The organism is Streptomyces sp. NPDC001922, assembly GCF_042891165.1.
Classification (GTDB): domain Bacteria; phylum Actinomycetota; class Actinomycetes; order Streptomycetales; family Streptomycetaceae; genus Streptomyces.
The window spans coordinates 189,417-206,855 of record NZ_JBIASV010000002.1 but is presented as its reverse complement, the minus strand read 5'-3'; the positions used below and the strand labels follow the sequence as shown (position 1 = coordinate 206,855).

General features: G+C 72.2%; 14 protein-coding genes and 1 pseudogene. 12 read left to right on the top strand and 3 right to left on the bottom strand.

The window, feature by feature from the left end; translation table 11 throughout:
• Positions 1-35 precede the first annotated feature (35 nt).
• Complete coding sequence (locus ACFYYR_RS04350) at positions 36-791, bottom strand: hypothetical protein (protein ID WP_388846760.1); 756 nt, start codon at positions 789-791, stop codon at positions 36-38.
• Between the two features lie 217 nt (positions 792-1,008).
• Here ACFYYR_RS04350 and ggt point away from each other — a divergent pair, with 217 nt between their 5' ends.
• Entirely contained in the window at positions 1,009-2,886 is a 1,878-nt protein-coding gene (ggt, locus tag ACFYYR_RS04345) for a gamma-glutamyltransferase (RefSeq protein WP_388846758.1), read from the top strand.
• Between the two features lie 104 nt (positions 2,887-2,990).
• On the opposite strand, the gene map is transcribed toward ggt, so the two are convergent.
• Positions 2,991-3,758: a type I methionyl aminopeptidase gene (gene map / locus ACFYYR_RS04340; protein ID WP_388846756.1), complete on the bottom strand. Its 768-nt coding sequence runs from the start codon at positions 3,756-3,758 to the stop codon at positions 2,991-2,993.
• A gap of 49 nt (positions 3,759-3,807) precedes the next feature.
• Here map and ACFYYR_RS04335 point away from each other — a divergent pair, with 49 nt between their 5' ends.
• The 11 genes and pseudogenes from ACFYYR_RS04335 to ACFYYR_RS04285 all read left to right on the top strand — a co-directional run bounded on the left by ACFYYR_RS04335 (position 3,808) and on the right by ACFYYR_RS04285 (position 16,001).
• A complete protein-coding gene (locus tag ACFYYR_RS04335; protein WP_388846754.1) occupies positions 3,808-4,065 on the top strand; it encodes a helix-turn-helix domain-containing protein in 258 nt (85 codons plus the stop codon).
• 28 nt (positions 4,066-4,093) lie between these two features.
• Complete coding sequence (locus ACFYYR_RS04330) at positions 4,094-4,474, top strand: PPOX class F420-dependent oxidoreductase (protein WP_388846752.1); 381 nt, start codon at positions 4,094-4,096, stop codon at positions 4,472-4,474.
• A 171-nt stretch (positions 4,475-4,645) separates the two neighbouring features.
• Positions 4,646-6,397, top strand: coding sequence for a hypothetical protein (locus ACFYYR_RS04325; protein ID WP_388846750.1), 1,752 nt, complete (start codon positions 4,646-4,648; stop codon positions 6,395-6,397).
• Between the two features lie 203 nt (positions 6,398-6,600).
• Positions 6,601-7,443 carry a nitrilase-related carbon-nitrogen hydrolase gene (locus tag ACFYYR_RS04320; protein ID WP_388846748.1) on the top strand — a complete coding sequence of 281 codons (843 nt, stop codon included), beginning with the start codon at positions 6,601-6,603 and terminating at the stop codon, positions 7,441-7,443.
• Between the two features lie 56 nt (positions 7,444-7,499).
• Positions 7,500-8,777 carry an aspartate aminotransferase family protein gene (locus ACFYYR_RS04315; protein ID WP_388847263.1) on the top strand — a complete coding sequence of 426 codons (1,278 nt, stop codon included), beginning with the start codon at positions 7,500-7,502 and terminating at the stop codon, positions 8,775-8,777.
• A 109-nt stretch (positions 8,778-8,886) separates the two neighbouring features.
• Positions 8,887-10,287 (top strand): dihydropyrimidinase, encoded by a 1,401-nt coding sequence (hydA, locus tag ACFYYR_RS04310; protein ID WP_388846746.1) that lies wholly within the window; start codon positions 8,887-8,889, stop codon positions 10,285-10,287.
• 185 nt (positions 10,288-10,472) lie between these two features.
• Positions 10,473-11,474, top strand: coding sequence for a TIGR03842 family LLM class F420-dependent oxidoreductase (locus tag ACFYYR_RS04305; RefSeq protein ID WP_388846744.1), 1,002 nt, complete (start codon positions 10,473-10,475; stop codon positions 11,472-11,474).
• 327 nt (positions 11,475-11,801) lie between these two features.
• Positions 11,802-13,405: pseudogene (locus ACFYYR_RS04300) on the top strand (NCS1 family nucleobase:cation symporter-1).
• A 50-nt stretch (positions 13,406-13,455) separates the two neighbouring features.
• Positions 13,456-13,836, top strand: coding sequence for a hypothetical protein (locus tag ACFYYR_RS04295; protein WP_388846742.1), 381 nt, complete (start codon positions 13,456-13,458; stop codon positions 13,834-13,836).
• Between the two features lie 336 nt (positions 13,837-14,172).
• Positions 14,173-15,186, top strand: coding sequence for an ATP-binding cassette domain-containing protein (locus ACFYYR_RS04290; RefSeq protein ID WP_388846740.1), 1,014 nt, complete (start codon positions 14,173-14,175; stop codon positions 15,184-15,186).
• Positions 15,183-16,001, top strand: coding sequence for an ABC transporter permease (locus ACFYYR_RS04285; RefSeq protein ID WP_388846738.1), 819 nt, complete (start codon positions 15,183-15,185; stop codon positions 15,999-16,001). Before ACFYYR_RS04290 ends, ACFYYR_RS04285 begins: the two co-directional genes overlap by 4 nt.
• A gap of 127 nt (positions 16,002-16,128) precedes the next feature.
• Here ACFYYR_RS04285 and ACFYYR_RS04280 read toward each other — a convergent pair whose 3' ends face one another.
• The gene (locus ACFYYR_RS04280; RefSeq protein ID WP_388846736.1) at positions 16,129-17,295 is read right to left on the bottom strand and encodes an ADP-ribosylglycohydrolase family protein; all 1,167 of its coding nucleotides are present in this window, start codon (positions 17,293-17,295) and stop codon (positions 16,129-16,131) included.
• Positions 17,296-17,439 lie beyond the last annotated feature (144 nt).

The window sequence follows — 17,439 nt, the reverse complement described above, 5'->3', positions numbered from 1 at the left end:
AAGTTACGTGAGAGTAACGATCGTTGACATCTTGATTACTCGGCGGCGTCACCCGGTTGCGGCGTGCCAGAAGCCGAGGTCGGAGCCGGTGTGGTCGCGGCCCGGGTGACATCGGCGACCAGCTCGACCACATCCGGGCCGTACGCCTCGGAGTTGACCACCTTCAGGAGCAGGCAGAACGTTCCGCTGCCGTGCTTGCGGGCCAACGCGGTGTGGTGCCGGGCGAGATAGCGGGCGGCGGCATGGTTGGCGTTGGAGTGCTGACCGCAGGCGAGGAAGAGCGGACGCCGGTCCTCCCCGGCGGCCACCCGGGCCAGCAGCACGTGTTCGACCGCGCCGGAGGTGAGGCGGTACTGCTCGTTCCCGATCGTGAAGGCGCCGCGCTCCGGTCCCGGTGCGTCGTCGGTGTTCACCCGCATTCCCGGCAGCAGCGTCCGCAGATGCGCGGCCATCCGCTGATTCGACACCGGGCCCCCGATGCAGAACTCCGTGCGCTCCCCGAAGCCCTCCTGCACGGCGTCGTGCGCGACCACCTGCATCTGGGCGCCGCACTCCTTGATGAGGGCGGAGAGTTCCAGCAGGGCGAAGACGTCCCGCCGGGCGACACTCCAGTCCCCGCCCGCCTTGCGGTTGACCACCAGCAGGCATTCCGCGTGGTCCGGCAGCCCGAAGAAGCGCTGCTTGCGGCGGAGCGTGCGCCGCCACAGATAGGTGCGGGTGCACCAGCCGATCGCGGCGGCGACTCCGGTGGCTATGACGCCGAGGACGATGTTGCGCAGGTCGTCGTTCATGGCGGGGGATCGTAGCGGGGCGGCGGGAGCGGTGCCGGGGGCCGGCTTCGGGGAGCCGTGGACCGCACCGGCCGCGGATCGGCGACTGCCGCGCACGGTGCGCCGGACGGGCCGGCGACTCCGGTGCACGGGCCCCGGTTTCCTGTCCCGGAACAGGCTTCCGGCCTCCCCGTGGCGAAGTTAGGCTGCCGGACACCGTTGCCCCGTGGAGGTATGGATGCTGCGTCGCTCCCGTCGTACCGGCCCGACCGCGCGCCCCGCACCGGCCGCCGTACGGACCGTGTCCCTGCTCGCCGCCGCCGCGGCCGTCCTCTCCGCCACCGCCGCCGCTCCGCCGGGACCGCCGGACACCGCTCCCGTGGGCTCCGCGCACCGGGCCGGGCCTGCCGCGACCCCGCCCAAGTCGCCCGTCGCGGTGGGCCACGGAGGCGCCGTCTCCAGCGTCGACCCGGACGCCTCGGCGGCCGGTGTCGAGGTACTGCGGAAGGGCGGCAACGCGGTCGACGCCGCCGTGGCGACCGCCGCCGCGCTGGGCGTCACCGAGCCGTACTCGGCCGGGGTCGGCGGCGGCGGGTTCTTCGTCCACTACGACGCGAAGCACCGCACGGTGCAGACCATCGACGGCCGCGAAACCGCCCCCCGCAGCGCGGAGAAGGACCTCTTCCTGGAGGACGGGAAGCCGGTCCCGTTCGCCGAGGCCGTCACCAGCGGCCTCGGCGTCGGCACCCCGGGCACCCCCGCCACCTGGGACGCGGCGCTGAAGGCCTGGGGCAGCAGGTCGCTCGGCCAGGTGCTGAAACCTGCGGAACGGCTCGCCCGCGACGGCTTCACGGTCGACCGGACCTTCCGGCAGCAGACCGCCGACAACGAGGCCCGCTTCCGGGACTTCCCGGCCAGCGCCGAACTCTTCCTGCCCGGCGGCGAACTGCCGGAGATCGGCTCGACCTTCACCAACAAGGACCTGGCCCGCACTTACGCCGGCCTGCGCAGCGAGGGCATCGGCCCGTTCTACCGGGGAGCGGCGGCCCGCGACATCGTCCGGACCGTCCGCAGGCCCCCCGTCGCCCCCGGCGCCGACCGCGTGGTCCGGCCCGGCGACCTGACGGCCGCCGACCTCCGGGCGTACGCGCCCAAGCGCCAGGCGCCCAGCCGCACCGCCTACCGCGGGCTCGACGTCTACGGCATGGCGCCCTCCTCGTCCGGCGGGACCACGGTCGGCGAGGCGCTCAACATGCTGGAGCGCACCGATGTCTCCCGGCTCAGCGAACGGGACTATCTGCACCGCTACATCGAGGCCAGCCGGATCGCGTTCGCCGACCGCGGCCGCTGGGTCGGCGACCCGGCCTTCGAGGACGTGCCGGCCCGGCAACTGCTCTCCCAGCGCTACGCCGACTCGCGCGCCTGCCTGATCAAGGAGGACGCGGCCCTGACGAGCCCGGTCGCTCCCGGCGACCCGCGCCACCCCGGCCGCGGCTGCGACAGCCGCGGCACCGCCGCCCCGACCACCTACGAAGGGGAGAACACCACCCATCTGACGGTCGCCGACAAGTGGGGCAACGTCGTCGCCTACACCCTCACCATCGAGCAGACCGGCGGCAGCGGCATCACCGTGCCCGGCCGCGGCTTCCTGCTCAACAACGAGCTCACCGACTTCTCGTTCGCGCCCGCGAACCCGGCCGTCCACGACCCGAACCTGCCCGGCCCGGGCAAGCGGCCCCGCTCCTCGATGTCCCCGACGATCCTGCTCGACCATGGCCGGCCGGTACTGGCCCTGGGCTCCCCGGGCGGCGCGACGATCATCACCACCGTCCTCCAGACGCTGACCAACCACCTGGACCGCGGCATGCCCCTCGTGGACGCCATCGCCGCCCCCCGGGCCAGCCAGCGCAACGCGGCGACCACCGAACTCGAACCGGGCCTCTGGAACAGCCCGGTGCGCGGCCGGCTCGAAGCCCTGGGCCACACGTTCAAACAGAACCCGGAGATCGGCGCCGCCACCGGAGTCCAGCGCCTGCCCGACGGCCGCTGGCTCGCGGCAGCGGAGAAGGAGCGGCGCGGGGGCGGGTCCGCGATGGTGGTGCGTCCGGCGGGGTAGGCGCGGGTGGTTCGGCCGTCGTCGTACCGGCGGTGGCTAGGAGGGTCCTCGACGCCCGGTGCCCGTGCGGACGCTCCGGGGCTGCTGCCGGCCCTGCGTGCGGCTCACGGCAGTGTGAGCACCCGCGGCCCGTCGTCCGTGATGGCGACGGTGTGTTCCGTGTGGGCCGCTCGTGATCCGTCCGTGGTCAGCAGGGTCCAGCCGTCGGCGCCGGTGCGGTAGTCGTCGCGGCCGCCGGCCAGGAGCATCGGTTCGATGGCCAGCACCATGCCGTGCCGCAGCGGCATTCCCCGGCCCGGGCGGCCCTCGTTGGGGACGGGCGGGTCCTCGTGCATCCGGCGCCCCACGCCGTGGCCGCCGTAGTCGGCCATGATGCCGTAGCCCGCGTCACGGCAGACCCGGCCGACGGCGTGGGAGATGTCCCCGATCCGGGCGCCGGGGACGGCCGCCGCGGTGCCTGCCTCCAGGGCCGCCTCCGCCGTCGCGATCAGCCGCAGATCGGCCGGGCGCGGGGTGCCGACGGTGAAGCTGACCGCCGCGTCGCCCGCCCAGCCGTCCACGATCGCGCCGCAGTCCACGCTCACCAGGTCGCCGTCGCGCAGCCGCTGGTCGGACGGGATGCCGTGCACGATCGCGTCGTTGACGGAGATGCAGACGACGGCCGGAAAAGGCGTCGGGGCGAAGTGCGGGCGGTAGCCGAGGAACGGGGAGGTCGCACCCGCGTCGCGCAGCACCCCGCGGGCGACCTCGTCCAGTTCCCGCGGGGACACCCCGACCGCCGCGGCGCTCCGCACCGCCTCCAGCGCCTGCCCCACCACACGCCCGGTCGTGCGCATGGCGTCCAGCGCCGTGTCCGTCTTGATCTCCACCATGGGTAGGCCTCCTTGTGCCAATTCTTATACCGGTATTAGTATCACGGTCATGGTCCGTACTCCTCTCACTCCCGAAGAGCGCGAACGCGGTGAACGGCTCGGCGCGTTGCTGCGCGAGGCCCGCGGCGAGCGCAGCATGGTGCAGGTCGCCGCGGCGGCCGGGCTCTCCGCGGAGACCCTCCGCAAGATCGAGACCGGGCGGGCCCCGACCCCCGCGTTCTTCACCGTCGCCGCGCTGGCCAACGCCCTCGGCCTCTCCCTGGACGAGCTGATGGGGCGGTGTGTGCCGGTGGCCGCCACCGGGTGACGGGGGAGCGATGCGGGAGAGTGGTCCCATGACCCCGGAAGAACTGGGCCGCAGCCCCTACGTCAGCCTCGTCACCCACCGGCGGAACGGCACCCCGGTCCCCACCCCCGTCTGGGCGGTGGCGGACGGCGGTGAGCTCTTCGTCTGGACCCGCAGCGATTCCGGAAAGGTGAAGCGCATCCGCAACAGCGGGCGGGTGCGGGTCGCCGTCTGCGATGTGCGCGGCCGGGTCCCGGAGGGCGCGCCGTACGCGGAGGGGGAGGCGAGGCTCCTCGACGCCACGGGGCTGCGCCGGGTCCGCAAGCTGCTCGCGCGCAAGTACGGCTGGCGCTTCCGGTTCGTCGACGGCGGAGGGGCGCTCGTCCGCCTCGGCAAGCGGCCGCACACGGCCATCGCCATCACGTTCTGAGGCCGGTCCGCACACCCACCGCCCGCACGTTCTGCCGTCACGGGTTCTGCGGACCCCCGTGCGTTGCACGAAAACTGTCCGTAGCATGCCTGTCACTCTCGCCTGACGCGGCGGGTGTCGAATGCCAGCAGACCTCGTGGCCCTCACCGGCCCGGGGAGGAGGGGCAGGCAATGCGGGACAGGCAACTCCCCGACGCTGTGGCGGGGTTCGCGGATTATCTGCGCCGACTCCTGGACGCGCTGGATCCGGAAACCGGCTGGTACGGCGTCTTCGCCCAGCGCGACCCCGAGGGGGTACGGGCCTGTCTGGCCGGCTCCGAGGTGCTGCCCTGGGACGTGGTCGACGCCCTCCTCCAGGACCTCGCCGTCCAGCACGGTGAGATGTCCGCCGAACAGCAGCGCCCGCTGGCCGAGCGGCTGCACCGCGCGTCGGTCGCCGCGCACGACCGCCGGGAGGGCGGCCGGGACGCGCTGCTCGACCGGCTGGACGTGATGCGCCGGGAGCAGCAGTACGCCGGGGCCCGCGAGCGGGAGTTGGCCGACGAGCTCACGGCCCGCGGCGGCGCCCCGTCCGACAGCGACGGGCTGGCCACGGATCTCGCCTGGGCCCGGGACGACCACGAACGGGCCGCCGCCCGCTGCGCGGAGCTGCGCAGCCGGCTCGCGGTGCTGGACGAGGCCGTTCCGCCGCCGGGCGAGGGCCCGCTGGGCTTCGGGACGGGACACGAGGACCTCGGGTACCCCGGGTTCCTGGAGCACCACGGGTTCGGCGGGCCGGAGGGGGCGGGCGCGGGCCCCGCGGAAGCCGGCCCGGCCCGGGCCGGTGGGCCGGGACGGGGCGCGGACGCGGCTCAGGACCCGGGCGCCGTCGAGAGACCGGGTGTCGTGGAGAGACCGGGTGCAGGCGAGAACACCGGCGGGCTCTTGCGGGGCGCGCGGTTCGCGGGGCTGGGCGAGCCGGCCGTGCCCGCGGCGGGGCCGGAAGCCACCGGGGGGCCGGAACCCGCCGCGGCGCCGGAAGCGCCGTGGTTCCCCGCGGCCCCGACGGCCGTGGCGTCGGCACCGGCCACGGAACCCGGAGCACCCGCCCCGTCCTCCGAGTTCCGCGACTTCCGTGACATCCCCGAGTCCGCCGAGCACTCCGGGCCCGCCCGGCCGCGCGGTGCCCGCTTCGCCGGTGCCTACGAGGCCCCGCGGACCCGGTCCGCGCAGCGGGCGGAGGCCCGCGCCGACTCCGCCGATTCCGGCACCCGGTGGACGGACCCCGCCGAAGCCGGCCGCGCGGCCGACGCGCGCGCCCCGGAGCCTGCCGCGGACAGCGGCCCCGAGGCTGCCGAAGCCTCCCGTTCCACCCTGGAGGCCGCCCCGTCCACCGCCGGGGCCGCCGCACGTTCCACCACCGAGACCGTGGCCCGGCTCGCCGCCCTCCGTGCCGCGGGCAGCGGCGGCGCGGCGTACGTCGTCCTGTGCGAGGCCGCGGCCGGTCCTCCCGAGCAGCTGCCGTCGCTGTTCGCCGCGCTGGAGGGCGCCGGGCTCGCCGCCGACGTCGCCACCCTGCTCTGGGAGGCGGCCTGTCTGCCGCCGTCCGCCCTCGCCGCCGCGGCCGGAGCGCTCTCCGGCGCGGGCCGCACCGCGGACTGCGGCGCCCTGCTGCGGCAGGCCGTGGCCCGGCCGCCGGCCGAGGTCGCGGAGATCGCCCTCGCGCTGCTCGCCGCCGGCCGCTCGACCGAGTCGGACGTCCTGCTCACCGCGCTGCTGCGGACCCGGACCCCCGAGGAGGCGGTGCGCGTGGCGGAGAGCGAGCCGGGGAAGCTCGTACCGCTGCTGCTCGGCACCGCCCGCCGGATCTCCCGGCACTGCCGCCGGGACCTCGCCCACGCCCTCCGGATCGCAGGGGCACCCGGCGCGCCGAAAACCGTCTGACGGGGCGTCGCGGTACGTCCGATGTGGCCCGTTGCGGTACGAAACTTGATCGACTGCGCTGGTGGACGGCGATGGTCTTGCCACGGTGCGTGACGGGGCTTACGTTCTCCATCTACGTTCGTGTCTACGTGCGTAGAGGCTCTCTGACGTCCGCGGGGGAGCGGGGCGACGCCGCCCCGTACAGCGCAGTGAAGGAGCAGCTCATGGCCCATGTCGTCCGCGCCGCACTGGTTCAGGCCTCCTGGACCGGCGATACCGAGTCCATGATCGCGAAGCATGAGGAGCATGCCCGCGAGGCCGCCCGGCAGGGCGCGCAGGTGATCGGCTTCCAAGAGGTCTTCAACGCCCCGTACTTCTGCCAGGTGCAGGAACCCGAGCACTACCGCTGGGCGGAACCGGTACCCGACGGCCCCACCGTCCGCCGGATGCAGACCCTCGCCCGCGAGACGGGCATGGTGATCGTCGCGCCCGTCTTCGAGGTCGAGCAGTCCGGCTTCTACTACAACACCGCCGCCGTCATCGACGCCGACGGCACCGTTCTCGGCACCTACCGCAAGCACCACATCCCCCAGGTCAAGGGCTTCTGGGAGAAGTACTACTTCAAGCCCGGCAACCTGGGCTGGCCCGTCTTCGACACCGCCGTCGGCAAGGTCGGCGTCTACATCTGCTACGACCGCCACTTCCCCGAGGGCTGGCGGCAGCTCGGCCTGAACGGCGCCCAGCTCGTCTACAACCCGTCCGCCACCTCCCGCGGACTCTCCGCCTACCTCTGGCAGCTCGAACAGCCCGCCGCCGCCGTCGCCAACGAGTACTTCATCGCCGCGATCAACCGCGTCGGGCACGAGGAGTACGGCGACAACGACTTCTACGGCACGAGCTACTTCGTCGACCCGCGCGGCCAGTTCGTCGGCGACACCGCCGGCGACAAGGAGGACGAACTCGTCGTCCGGGACCTCGACTTCGGCCTGATCGACGAGGTCCGGCAGCAGTGGGCCTTCTACCGCGACCGCCGCCCCGACGCGTACGAGGGGCTGGTGCAGCCGTGACCGCCGTACCTCCCTCGTCCGCGCACCAGGCGCTGCTGGGCCGGCACCGGTCCGTCATGCCCGACTGGCTCGCCCTCTACTACCGCGACCCCCTGGAGATCACCCACGGCGAGGGCCGCCACGTCTGGGACGCCGACGGCAACCGCTACCTCGACTTCTTCGGCGGCATCCTCACCACCATGACCGCGCACGCCCTGCCCGAGGTCACCAAGGCCGTCAGCGAGCAGGCCGGGCGCATCATCCACAGCTCCACCCTCTACCTCAACCGCCCGATGGTGGACCTGGCCGAACGCATCGCCGCGCTCTCCGGGATCCCGGACGCCCGGGTCTTCTTCACCACCTCCGGCACCGAGGCGAACGACGCCGCGCTGCTCCTCGCCACCGCGTACCGGCGGTCGAACCAGATCCTGGCGATGCGCAACAGCTACCACGGGCGCTCCTTCTCCACCGTCGGCATCACCGGCAACTCCAGCTGGTCGCCCACCACCCTGTCCCCGCTCCAGACGCTCTACCTGCACGGCGGCATCCGCACCCGGGGCCCGTTCGCGGAGCTGTCGGACGCGGAGTTCATCGCGGCGTGCGTCGCCGACCTGGAGGACATGCTCGCGCAGGTCCAGCACGGCTCGGTGGCCGCGCTCATCGCCGAACCGGTGCAGGGCGTCGGCGGGTTCACCGCACCGCCCGACGGCCTGTTCGCCGCCTTCCGCGAGGTCCTCCAGCCGCAGGGCATCCTCTGGATCTCCGACGAGGTGCAGACCGGCTGGGGCCGGACCGGCGAGCACTTCTGGGGCTGGCAGGCACACGGCGCCGCGGGGCCGCCCGACATGCTGACCTTCGCCAAGGGCATCGGCAACGGCATGTCCATCGGCGGGGTCGTCGCCCGCGCCGAGGTGATGAACAGCCTGGACGCCAACTCCATCTCGACCTTCGGCGGCAGCCCCGTCACCATGGCCGCGGGCCTCGCCAACCTCACCTACCTGCTGGAACACGACCTCCAGGGCAACGCCCGCCGCGTCGGCGGACTCCTCATCGAGCGGCTGCGGGCCGTCGCGGCGGGGCTCCCCGTCGTACGGGAGGTCCGCGGCCGGGGCCTGATGATCGGCCTCGAACTCACCGACGTCGACGGCGCACCGTCGGCCCACGCCGCCGGGCTCGCCCTCGAATACGCCCGGGAGAACGGCCTGCTCATCGGCAAGGGCGGCCGCGAGGGCCACAGCCTGCGCGTCGCCCCGCCGCTCAGCCTGAGCGTCGCAGAGGCCGAGGAGGGCGCCGCCCTGCTCGAGGACGCGCTGCGCCGGGTCCAGGCCGACATGGAGAAGGAGCGCCGGCCGTGACGGGCGCGGACGCCCGGCGCCCGGCCGGCGACGGCCCGGCCCGGACACCCTCTCCGGCCGGGGCCCACCACCCGGCCGCTCCGATCCCCGAAGCGAAAGGACGGCAGCCATGACGCGCACCGTCATCCGCAACGGCCTCGTCATCACCGCGGCCGAGGAAGTCCACGCCGACGTCCTCATCGAGGACGGCCGTATCGCCGCCCTCGCCGCCCACGGCAACGACTTCGCCCGGGGCTGGACCGCCGACCGGACGATCGACGCCACCGGCAAGTACGTCATCCCGGGCGGCGTGGACGCCCACACCCACATGGAGCTGCCCTTCGGCGGCACCTTCGCCTCCGACACCTTCGAGACCGGCACCCGGGCGGCGGCCTGGGGCGGCACCACGACCATCGTCGACTTCGCCGTGCAGACCAAGGGGCACAGCCTGCGGGAAGGGCTCGACGCCTGGTACGCGAAGGCCGACGCGAACTGCGCGATCGACTACGGCTTCCACATGATCCTCTCCGACGTCAACGACGCCACGTTGAAGGAGATGGACCTGCTGGTCGGCGAGGGGATCACCTCGTTCAAGCTGTTCATGGCCTACCCCGGGGTGTTCTACAGCGACGACGGGCAGATCCTGCGGGCGATGCAGCGCGCGGAGTCCAACAGCGGGCTGATCATGATGCACGCCGAGAACGGCATCGCGATCGACGTCCTCGTCGAACAGGCCCTCGCGGCGGGGCGCACCGACCCCCGGTACCACGGCGAGGTGCGCAAGGTGCTGCTGGAGGCGGAGGCCACGCACCGGGCCATCCAGCTGGCCCGGGTGGCGGGGGCGCCGCTGTACGTGGTGCACGTCTCCGCCGAGGAGGCGGTCGCGGAGCTGGCCCGCGCCCGGGACATGGGGCTGCCCGTCTTCGGTGAGACCTGTCCGCAGTACCTCTTCCTGTCCACCGACAACCTCGCCGAGCCGGACTTCGGGGGCGCCAAGTACGTGTGCAGCACGCCGCTGCGGCCCCGGGAGCACCAGGCCGCCCTCTGGCGGGGCCTGCGGACCGACGACCTCCAGGTGGTCTCCACCGATCACTGCCCGTTCTGCTTCGCGGGCCAGAAGGAGCTGGGCCGCGGCGACTTCTCCAAGATCCCGAACGGGCTGCCCGGCGTCGAGAACCGCATGGACCTGCTGCACCAGGCCGTCGTCGACGGACACATCTCCCGCCGCCGCTGGATCGAGATCGCCTGTGCCGCACCGGCCCGGATGTTCGGGCTCCACGGGCGCAAGGGCACGCTCGCCCCGGGCGCCGACGCCGATGTCGTCGTCTACGACCCGCACGCCGAGCAGACCATCTCCGCCGAGACGCACCACATGAACGTCGACTACTCGGCGTACGAGGGCAAGCGGATCACCGGCCGGGTGGAGACCGTGCTGTCCCGCGGTGAACTCGTCATCACCGAGCGGGAGTTCACCGGCCGTGCCGGACACGGCCGGTACGTACCGCGCGGCACCTGCCAGTACGTGGACTAGCGGCCCCCGCACGACACCGTCCGGACCCGACCACCGACCGGACCCGCCCGGCCCGGCACGGCACCCGCCAGGGCCGTACCTCGGGACCGGACCGTACCCCGAACAGGGCAACACCGATCAAGGGCAACACCGATCAGGGCAAGACACCGATCAGGGCAGTACCCCGAACAGGAGCAGCTGTGCCCATGGACTTCGGACTCGTTCTGCAGACCGACCCGCCCGCCTCGTCCGTCGTCAGCCTGATGCGCCGCGCCGAGCGCAACGGCTTCAGCCACGGCTGGACCTTCGACTCGGCCGTGCTGTGGCAGGAACCCTTCGTCATCTACAGCCAGATCCTCGAACACACCGAGCGCATGACCGTCGGCCCGATGGTCACCAACCCGGGAACCCGCACCTGGGAGGTGACCGCGTCGACGTTCGCCACCCTCAACGACATGTTCGGCAACCGCACCGTCTGCGGCATCGGCCGCGGGGACTCCGCCATGCGGGTGGCCGGCCGGCCACCCAACACCCTGGCCCGGCTGGGGGAGGCCATGTCCGTCATCCGCGACCTCGCCGAGGGACGGGAAGCGGACGTCGGCGGAACACCGCTGCGCATCCCCTGGGTGAAGGACGGGAAGCTCCCGGTCTGGATGGCGGCCTACGGGCCCAAGGCCCTCGCCCTCGCCGGGCAGCAGGCGGACGGCTTCATCCTCCAGCTCGCCGATCCGTTCCTGACGGAGTGGATGATCCGGGCGGTGCGCACCGCGGCCGAGGAGGCCGGACGCGACCCGGACTCCCTGACCATGTGCGTGGCCGCGCCCGCCTACGTGGGTGACGACCTGGCCCACGCCCGGGAGCAGTGCCGCTGGTTCGGCGGCATGGTCGGCAACCACGTCGCCGACCTGGTCTCCCGCTACGGCGAGCACTCCGGCCTGGTGCCCGAGGCCCTCACCGAGTACATCAAGGCCCGCGAGGGCTACGACTACAGCCACCACGGCCGGGCCGGGAACCCGGACACCGCCTTCGTCCCCGACGAGATCGTGGACCGCTTCTGCCTGCTCGGCCCGCCGCAGGCCCACATCGAGCAGCTCCGGGCCCTGCGGGAGCTGGGTGTCGACCAGTTCGCGCTCTACGCCATGCACGACGCCAAGGAGGCCACCATCGACGCCTACGGCGAGCACGTGATCCCGGCCCTCAGCGGCTGAGCGCGGGCACCGGCCGCGGGGCTCGTACGGGGGCGTTGCGGCCGGGAGCGCGGGGCGGTGCGGCCGTGCGTACGGGGCGGCGCGCTGTGGGCATCAGCAGTGCGCCGCCCCCGAGGCCCCGGGGGCCCTCCGCACCGCCTCTTCGGCGCCGTCTCAGCCGACGCCTCTCAGCCGGACCGGCTCTGTCGGGCCTGCTCTGTCGGACCGTGTTTCCGTCAAAGCTGTCCCTGCCGGAGCTGTCCCCGTCGGAGCCGTCCCGGTCAGGTCCGTTCGAACCGCCGTCCCGTCACATGTCCCCGCATGTCCCAGCGAACGAATGGCCCGCTCATGACCGATGCCACCGCTGCCCCCGTACCCGTCCCGGCGTCCGGAACGGTCCGCCCCGACGGCCGTGTCGAACTGCCCGAGGGCATCGCGCCGCCCGACGGGCCGTTCGTGAATCCGGATCTGCTGCCCGTCCCCGTCGCCGACCGTCGCTGGACCACCTACAACTTCACCGCCCTCTGGGTCGGCATGGCCCACAACATCCCGTCCTGGACGCTCGCCTCCGGTCTCGTCGCCCTCGGCATGGACTGGAAGCAGGCCGTACTCACCATCGCCCTCGCCAACGTGATCGTGCTGCTTCCGATGCTGCTCACCGGGCACGCCGGCCCAAGTACGGCATTCCGTTCCCGGTGCTGGCACGTGCCTCCTTCGGGCTGCGCGGGGCCAACCTGCCCGCACTGATCCGCGCCGCCGTCGCGTGTGCCTGGTTCGGCATCCAGACCTGGATCGGCGGACAGGGCATCTACATCCTGCTCGGCAAGCTCTTCGGCGGCGGCTGGGCCCGCGTCGGGGAGATCGGCGGCTACCCCTGGACGCTCTGGCTCTGCTTCCTGGTCTTCTGGGCTCTCGAACTGGCCATCATCGCCCGCGGCATGGAGACACTGCGCCGGTTCGAGAACTGGGCCGCCCCCTTCGTCATCGTCGGCGCGGTCGTGCTGCTGGTGTGGATCGCCGTCAAGGCGGGCGGATTCGGTCCGCTCCTCGACCAGCCCTCCCGGCTCGGCTGGGGCGGCGAGTTCTGGAAGGTCTTCTTCCCGGCGCTCATGGGCATGATCGGCTTCTGGGCGACCCTGTCGCTGAACATCCCGGACTTCACCCGCTTCGGCAAGGGGCAGCGGGCCCAGGTCTGGGGCCAGTCGCTCGGCCTGCCCACCACGATGACGCTCTTCGCGCTGCTGTCGGTGCTGGTGACCTCGGGCTCCCAGGCCGTCTACGGGGAGGCCCTGTGGGACCCGGTCGTGCTGGCCGGCAAGACGGACAACGCCTTCGGCCTGCTCTTCGCCCTGGTCACCGTGCTGATCGCGACGGTGAGCGTGAACATCGCGGCCAATGTCGTGTCCCCGGCCTACGACCTGGCCAACCTCGCCCCGCAGCGCGTCGGCTTCCGCACCGGGGCGCTGATCACCGGAGTCGTCGGCGTCGTCATCCTCCCGTGGAAGCTGACGGCCACCCCCGAGCTGTACATCTTCACCTGGCTCGGAGTCGTCGGCGGTCTGCTCGGCACGGTCGCGGGCATCCTCATCGCCGACTACTGGATCGTCCGCCGCACCGCCCTCGACCTGGCCGACCTCTACCGCCCCGGCGGCCGCTACTGGTACACGGCGGGCTGGAACTGGCGCGCCCTGGTGGCCTTCGGCGTCGGCGGCGTGCTGGCGGTGGGCGGCTCGCACTCCGCACCGGGCAAGGGCCCCTTCCCCGCCGACGGCCTGATCCCCTTCCTGAAGCCGCTCGCCGACTACGGCTGGGCGGTGGGACTGGGCGCGGCCCTGCTGCTGTACACCGCGCTGATGCTGCCGACAGCCGCGGCCGGCCCGGCCCGCGGCCTCCGGTCCGCCCGGGATCCTGAGCGGTCGGGGGACCTTGGGCGGTTGCCCGGCGGGACCTGATCCGGGGCGCTGGCGGAGAAGTGCCGGTGCCCAGGGGGAGAATCGTCGCCATGACGAACATCCCCGCACCGTTTCGTATCGGTGAGCCCGAGACGAGGTTCGACGCTGCCGCCGGCTCGCTCTCGGGCTCCGACGAGTTCGTCGACCGGCTGTCCAGGTATCTGGGCAGCGCCCGGGGCTTGATTCTCGCGCCGGGCACCGTGCAGAGCCCGTTCTCCGACAGCGAGAAGGTGCGGGTTCGCGTCGGCATGATGACCGACGGCGTATGGGTGTGGCACGTGGCCTGGTCGGACTACGTCGCTTACCACCGGGTGGCACCGCCGGCCGAGTTTCTTCGGCACATCGAGTCGGTCGACTTCACCGTTCCTGACATGTCGGTGGATCGTGCCGTGGAGATCTGTGAGGAGATCGGGCTTCCGATGCCCGATTAGGGCCTGTCCGCTGGATCAGGTGACCGTCGTGGTCTCAGGCCGTCGGCATGGTCGTGGGGCGGGGAGGACCAACGACGCGGAGTGGGCTCGGCTCCTGCTGCATCTGCCGAAATCCGAGCAGCGTGAGGGCCGTTGGGCGGGTCATCGCAGAATCACCAACGGGGTCCCGTGCCGGTTGCGCACGGCGCGGGAAGGCTGTTGCAACTGCCTGCGCGCCCTTGTTAACGTCGGCTACGACATCTCACCGTAGGGTTCCGCCCTCGCCATTCAGCCTCCTTGTGTCCGGTGACACCAGGAAGGTGGGAGTCACACCAGATACTGACAAGGTGTGCGGCGATGGTTGCGGTTCGGCGAGCAGAAACGGCTTTGGAAGCCGTTGATCTGGTCAAGACCTACTCGGCAGGCAGGAACAAACCCCCGGTCACAGCGCTGCAAGGGCTGAGCTTCTCCGCTGCGAAGGGGACCGTCTTCGGGCTGCTCGGCCCGAACGGGGCAGGCAAGTCCACCACGGTGAAGATTCTCTCCACGCTGTCGGTCGCCGACTCGGGATCGGCACGCGTCGCCGGCATCGACGTCGCGGCGAAGCCGGATCGGGTGCGCCAGGCGATCGGGTTCGTGGCGCAGAAGCCCGGCACGGACCCGATGGGGCCCGCGACCGAGAACCTGCTGCTCGCGGGCCGCATCCACGGGATGTCCCGCCGTGACGCCAAGGCGCGGGCTCGTGAGCTCATCGACAGGTTCGGCCTGGCCGACGCAGCGAACCGGCCGGTGAACACGTACTCCGGTGGCATGGCGCGCAAGCTGGACGTCGCGGTCGGGCTGATGCACCGCCCGCAGGTGCTCTTCCTCGACGAGCCGACGACGGGCCTCGACCCCCAGGCCCGGAGCGAGATGTGGGACGAGATCGCCAGGATGGCCGGGGACGAGCAGATGACGGTGCTGCTCACCACGCATTACCTCGACGAGGCCGACCACCTCGCCGACCGGCTCGCGATCGTCGACCACGGCACGGTGGTCGCTGCGGGCACCCCGGAGGAACTCAAGAGTGAGCTGCGCGGCGACGCGGTGCAGGTCGAGCTGGCCGAGGCCGACGGCAGGGCACGCGAGGTGCTGCAACGGGTGCCGGAACTACGCGATATCACCATCGACGGGTGCACGGTCCGTGGCCGTACCGACGACGGCGCCCGGGCGTTGCCGCCCGTGCTGGCCGCACTCGAAGACGCGGGAATCGTCGTGACCTCTGCGACGCTTGCCCGCCCTTCGCTCGATGACGTCTACCTCCAGCACACCGGTCACAGCCTTGAGGGCGTCGGCGACGAGGAGCCGAAGGCCCTGGAGGCGGCGAAGTGACCACAGCACACATGGAGCCCGTCGGCACCCGTCCGCTGACCTCGATCACACACTCCGCGCTCCTCACCGGTCGCCTGCTGCGCACGCTGTGGCGGATGCCCACCTTCCTCGTCATCGGGCTCGTGCAGCCGGTGATCTGGCTGCTGTTGTTCGGGCAGCTCTTCCGCGCGGTGGTGAACCTGCCCGGGTTCGCGCAAGGCAGCGGCGGCTTTCTGCAGTTCCTCACGCCGGGTGTGGTGATGATGACCGCGCTGTTCGCGAGCGCGTGGGCAGGGACGACCTACCTGCAGGACATCGACCGCGGTGTGATGGACCGGCTGCTGACCTCTCCTGCCGGCCGAGGCGCCATGGTGTGCGCGACCATGGCTTACCAGGCGATCCAGACAGTCGTCCAGAGCCTGGTCATCGTGGGCATCGCGCTGATCGCCGGCGCCCGCTTCCCCGGCGGCGTCGTGGGTGTCGGTGTCACAGTCCTGGCCGCGGTGCTGCTGGCGCTGATCTTCTCGGCACTGTCCAGTGCCGTTGCCCTGCTGACCCGTCAGCAGGCGACGTTGATCGCGATTTCCCAGTTCACCACGCTGCCGCTGATGTTCCTGAGTTCCGCCGTGATGGACCTTCACCTCGCTCCGCGCTGGGTGGGGAACGTCGCCGGGTACAACCCCGTGGAATGGGCGGTCGTCGCGGCGCGGCAGGCGATGCTCGCGCACACCGACTGGAGCACGGTCGGGACCCGTCTGGGACTGCTCGCGGCGGCCGTCCTGGTGATGGGTCTCCTGGCTGCACGGGCATTCCGGTCCTACAGGAAGTCGACGTAGGAGAGGCGAGCCGGCTCACCACCGTGATCCTCCGTTGGGGCCGATAGGTGGGGTGGGTGCGGGACGAGAACGCCTTGTTCGCCGCGGCAGCGTCCGGCCGGGTGCGAACCCCGGTCCGTCCCGCACCTCAACCGCCGGTGTTCCGCCCCGCCAACCGGCAGGTGCGTTCCGCCAGTTCGCTGATTGCGACCCCGTCGAAGCCGAAGACGGCACTGCGCACCCGGTCCTCCAACGGCTCCGTCCACTGGGCGGGGATCGCCGAGGCCCCGCACAGGACGCCCGCGACCGAACCGGCCGTGGCACCGGCCGAGTCGGTGTCCAGGCCGCCCCGGACCGTGAGCGCGATGGTGGTGCTGAAGTCGCCCTCGCCGTAGAGGAGTCCGGCGGTGAGCACGGCGGCGTTGGGCAGGGTGTGGATCCAGTGCAGCCGGCCGACCTCGCGGTCCAGCTCGTCGAGTGTGTCCTCCCACGGCGTTCCCGCGTCGTACAGGGCGGCCGTGTGCCGGACGGTGCGGGCGAGCCGGCACCCCGGCGGGATCTGTTCCAGTCCGGCTTCCAGGGCGGCCCGTGGCGTGGCCGCGGTGAAGGCGGCGGCGACGAGCGCGGCGGCCCACATCGCGCCGTACACACCGTTCCCGGTGTGCGACAGGACGGCGTCGCGCCGGGCGAGGGCGGCGGCGCGCTGCGGATCCCCGGGGGAGACGAAGCCGTGGATGTCGGCGCGGATCAGGGCGCCGATCCACTCCTGACAGGGGTTGTCGACGGTCGCGGTGGCCGGGGGCCGCAGGCCGTTCACGAGGTTGCGGTAGGCGGCGCGTTCGGCGGTGAACGTCTGCAGATAGGGGAGACGGAGCAGCCACAGCTCGCCGACCTGCTCGGTGGTGAAGCCGAAGCCGTGGGTCTCCAGCAGGTGGAGCCCGAGAATCGTGTAGTCGATGTCGTCGTCGCGGACGCTGCCCCGGATGTTGCCGCGGGTGCACTGCGGCCACTCCGGGCGCAGTTCGAACTCGCCCGGTGTTCTATCGCTTCCACTCGCTGCCGTATCGGTTCCGCCCGCTGTCGTACCGGTTCCGCCCGGTGCGGTATCGCTTCCGCCCGGCGGGGGCGGGAGGTAGTCGGTGAGGGGGAGGGCGTCCGTGCGGCGCAGATAGCGGTCGATCCGCTCGCGGGTCCAGTGATCGCCGCGCTCGACGGGCTTGCCGAGCATGTTGCCCGCGATCCGGCCGAGCCAGCCGCCGAGGACCCGGTCGTCGAGGCTGCGGCTGTCGAGGACGGCGGTGCGTTGCGCAGTCATGCCTCCGGTGTACTACCGGTGCGAGCCGAGCGCCGTAATGCAGCGGTCGGTTGAGGCCACGTGTCGGGCAACTGACAAGAACCGGTCCTGGCCCCTTCCTTCCAGGACGACTCCATGCACACCCCCTGACGTGGGACAGCCCGC